Annotated in this window: 5 protein-coding genes and 1 pseudogene; 3 read left to right on the top strand and 3 right to left on the bottom strand. The window is 34.3% G+C overall.

Features of this window, described 5'->3' with window-relative positions; all coding sequences use genetic code 11:
- A pseudogene (locus PVK62_RS17100) lies at nt 1–440 on the bottom strand (GGDEF domain-containing protein); the annotation flags it as partial.
- Between the two features lie 294 nt (nt 441–734).
- On the opposite strand from PVK62_RS17100, the gene PVK62_RS17095 reads away from it, so the two are divergent.
- Nucleotides 735–935 carry a hypothetical protein gene (locus PVK62_RS17095; protein WP_274442553.1) on the top strand — a complete coding sequence of 67 codons (201 nt, stop codon included), beginning with the start codon at nt 735–737 and terminating at the stop codon, nt 933–935.
- Here the strand turns inward: PVK62_RS17095 and PVK62_RS17090 are convergent.
- Complete coding sequence (locus PVK62_RS17090; protein ID WP_274442554.1) at nt 904–1,149, bottom strand: phage regulatory CII family protein; 246 nt, start codon at nt 1,147–1,149, stop codon at nt 904–906. The genes PVK62_RS17095 and PVK62_RS17090 overlap by 32 nt on opposite strands.
- A gap of 121 nt (nt 1,150–1,270) precedes the next feature.
- The gene (locus tag PVK62_RS17085; protein WP_274442555.1) at nt 1,271–1,483 is read right to left on the bottom strand and encodes a hypothetical protein; all 213 of its coding nucleotides are present in this window, start codon (nt 1,481–1,483) and stop codon (nt 1,271–1,273) included.
- Nucleotides 1,484–1,572: 89 nt separating this feature from the next.
- On the opposite strand from PVK62_RS17085, the gene PVK62_RS17080 reads away from it, so the two are divergent.
- Both PVK62_RS17080 and PVK62_RS17075 read left to right on the top strand, forming a co-directional pair.
- Entirely contained in the window at nt 1,573–2,178 is a 606-nt protein-coding gene (locus PVK62_RS17080) for a phage repressor protein CI (RefSeq protein ID WP_274442556.1), read from the top strand.
- 40 nt (nt 2,179–2,218) lie between these two features.
- Nucleotides 2,219–3,181, top strand: a complete 963-nt coding sequence (locus PVK62_RS17075) for a pentapeptide repeat-containing protein (protein ID WP_274442557.1) — start codon at nt 2,219–2,221, stop codon at nt 3,179–3,181.
- Nucleotides 3,182–3,304: the final 123 nt, after the last annotated feature.

Genomic DNA, 3,304 nt, shown 5'->3' with positions numbered 1-3,304 from the left:
TCTTTAGTCCCTTCTTGATAAAATATTTCGTAGCTTTTTCGTAAAGGATCAAAATGGACATATTTAGATGGATTTTGAAACACTGCAATAGTCCATAAACTATCACCAATCAACGTCTCTAATTCAGCACGTAATTTTTTAATTCCAATAGAGAGTACTTTCACATTAGTGTCACTATTGACTACGATATCAACACCATTTCTATAATAGCTTCCCTTTTCTAAGGGAATTGAATCAACATTATTATAGTAAGATGAGAAACGACGGCTGATCGAATAGATACTTTTATAGTCATTAACGACTGATCCTTCAAGCCGAGCTAAAGACACGGTGTTAAATAAAAAATAACAAGTAAAAAACAGACATAGGACAACAGCTAGGGTCTTAAAGAAGATCCGCATTTCACTGAAAATTTCGTTTGCTTTCTGTCTACTTGGCATTTATTTCTCATTTCAAAAGCATCAAATATACAATATTAAATCACATAATGAATCTGGTTGTTTTATAAAACGAGCACTTATCTCAATTTAGAGAAAGCAAGCCCAACCATCAAACAATGCTCAATGATTTGGTTTACATAAAGGCAGCGCTTTATTAACCGAAATTACATTAAACAACCTAATGTTTATTAAAAATAACTACTTTGTCATTGGGTTTCTGAGAGCTGAGCTTATTTACTAATAAAAAAATTATGCTAGGGTTTATGGGGATAAATTAAAAGGAGAAGGATTACCATGAAACCTGAATTTATATACAGCGTACCAAAAGAGTTAGGTACAACAGGTCAAGCTACAGCGGAAAGAGAAGCTGAAGAACTTTATTCTGAATTGTTGGGGAAAGGAGCTCGCAACATGACAGAGATTAAAGTTGAGATAAGAGATTCAAACGTTATTTCAAGTTGGGTTATTGATGGTGAAAGGTATTATCATAATTAACCTCCCCGCCCCAGTTATGTTTTAGATAAAAAGGGCTGTACCAAGCAGCCCTATATATTCCATTAAATATTGAATAATGATTCACTTTAAAAGTACGTAGCATTGTTGGGTTTATTCCACACTGCTTTGCTACTTGTTCCATGTTTTCTGAATCTGCAAATGCGTAACATGCATTGTCAAAAGCATTTTGTTTAGGCTCACGTAAATCGCACATTGAGCTATTCCTCTATCTGTCCGATACTCAAATGACAAAACCAAGAGTAGCCAGAACTACAATTGCAACAATGATTTCCAATGTTGTTGGTTCGTTTTGGTTTGATTGGTTAGGCATAGCGTTAACCCAAGTAGCTAAGAGCTTCACGAGTAGCAAGCTCTTGCATTGCAATTACGTTTACTAATGGGGTTTCTTTCGGTAGGTCTTTCTTTTTAAGGATCAATTTACCTTGCGCAGCCCAATCTTTAAGAGTGCTTTTCGGCATACCTGAATGACGAGAATATTCATCTAACGTCATAAATGGAGCAGGAATAACTATTTGAAATGACAACATGGTGGTATCCTTTGTGGTTATCTAATTGTTTAACTTTGTTTGCAACCGTACAACTCCGCCCAAGTTGATAATGCAACCTTAGGTCGAGAATGCAACTTATGCGAGCTAAAATTGAAGCTCCAGACTATTTAAATGGTCGAGATGTCGTAGAAAACTTAAAAAACGTGACGAAAAGTAGAGATTTATTAGCTCTTGCTGACGTAATAGGCGTACCAAGATCTACAATCTCGACATGGAATACACGCAACATGACTCCTTTTGAAGTGCTAATTCGCATTCATTTAGAGACTGGAGCGTCTATGAAGTGGCTTGCATTAGGTATTGGCGAGGCTTTTCCTGAAAGTGAGGAATCTAAAGTTGCAAATGCAACATCAATTGATAGCTTTAGATTACGTTCAGGGATCTTGGAAGAAATAAACTCATTTGTTTTAGATAAGAGCATTTGTGAAGAGTTAGAGACTGAAAATCTAATTTTGGTAAAAGAAGACTCTCAAAGACTGCTTATTGATAAAGAATCTACACATGCAACATCAGGAAAGTATTTAATAGATATGGATGGTTCGTTCTCGATCAACGAACTACAACGTCTACCGGGCAAGAAGTTAGCGATCAGCTTTAATGGTTCAACTATCAATGTCGCAGAAGATGATATAAAGGTCGTTGGCCGTGTAGTTATGGTCATGGGGAAAGAGTGATGATTAATTTATTTATGTGGGATACAAAGGCTTAAACCTTATGTTAAAAAGATATTTCGAAAACACAGTTCTTAAACACCCGATTTGTTCTATGGCTGTCATTTTTACTATATTGTTATTAATAATATTCACTATAACTGCATGCTGGGAGTTTTTCAGTGAAATTCCTCCTTTTTCTGAAATCAGTTTAGGTCTATACAATAAAAGTTTTTGGGAAAACTTCCTTGTTGAAGCCCATGGCTTTTTATTAGATTTTATAATTTTTGGTATTTTAGTTTTTGGGTTAGACCAACTTCGAGTTACACGAGAAACAAAACTTAAAAAAGCCCAAAAAATTAAGCTCGCAAATGAAAAAATAGAAAAAAGAAATAAAGAAGAAATTGCACGGATGATTGAAGAATTATCTGATTATGCAGATTTAGATATGCCAGAAGTAAACCGTAAAAAACTAGGACATATTAAAAGACTTCAACGCTACAATGTGAAAACTCTGGATATTACACAATTAACTCTCAATAACTGCAATATGAAATCACTTTGTTTCATGCCTAATTCTCGATTAATCGGATTACAATTACAAAACGGGCACATGACAGAAATAAAATTCAATCAAGTAAGTATGAGATCGTCCTTCTTCAATAATACCACACTGACTTCGTGTGAGTGGTATAAATGTAATTTAACTAATTTTGTTATCAAAGATTCGAAAAAGGCTAAAGGGACAAAATTTATTAGTTGTAACCTAAGTAGAAGTGATCTTAGAAATGCTAATTTAACAGGTTCTAGTTTTACAGGGTCAAATTTAAATGAAGTAAAGTTTAACGACGCCATTTTAGATAGAGCTAATTTCATAGGCGTAGAAAACCTAGATTTAAAGGAATTATCCAAAGCTAAGACGTTAAATTATATTTTGTTAGAAGATGATTTGCTTATTTTACTAAAAGAAATGAGATCAGATATGAAAACATCTGAGAAAAGACTTATTGAAAAATCAGGCCATTAGGGAATCGAACCCCAACGCCCATAGCATAGCTACAGACTGACACCATCATGGCTTCCGATGGTGTCATTATACTCGTATATATCTGTATTTTGCAACAAAAACGACATTGATAATTCAAAATAC

This window comes from Aliivibrio sp. S3MY1 (assembly GCF_028765575.1).
In the GTDB taxonomy this organism is placed as follows: Bacteria; Pseudomonadota; Gammaproteobacteria; order Enterobacterales; family Vibrionaceae; genus Aliivibrio.
This window is presented reverse-complemented; position numbering and strand designations above follow the sequence as displayed.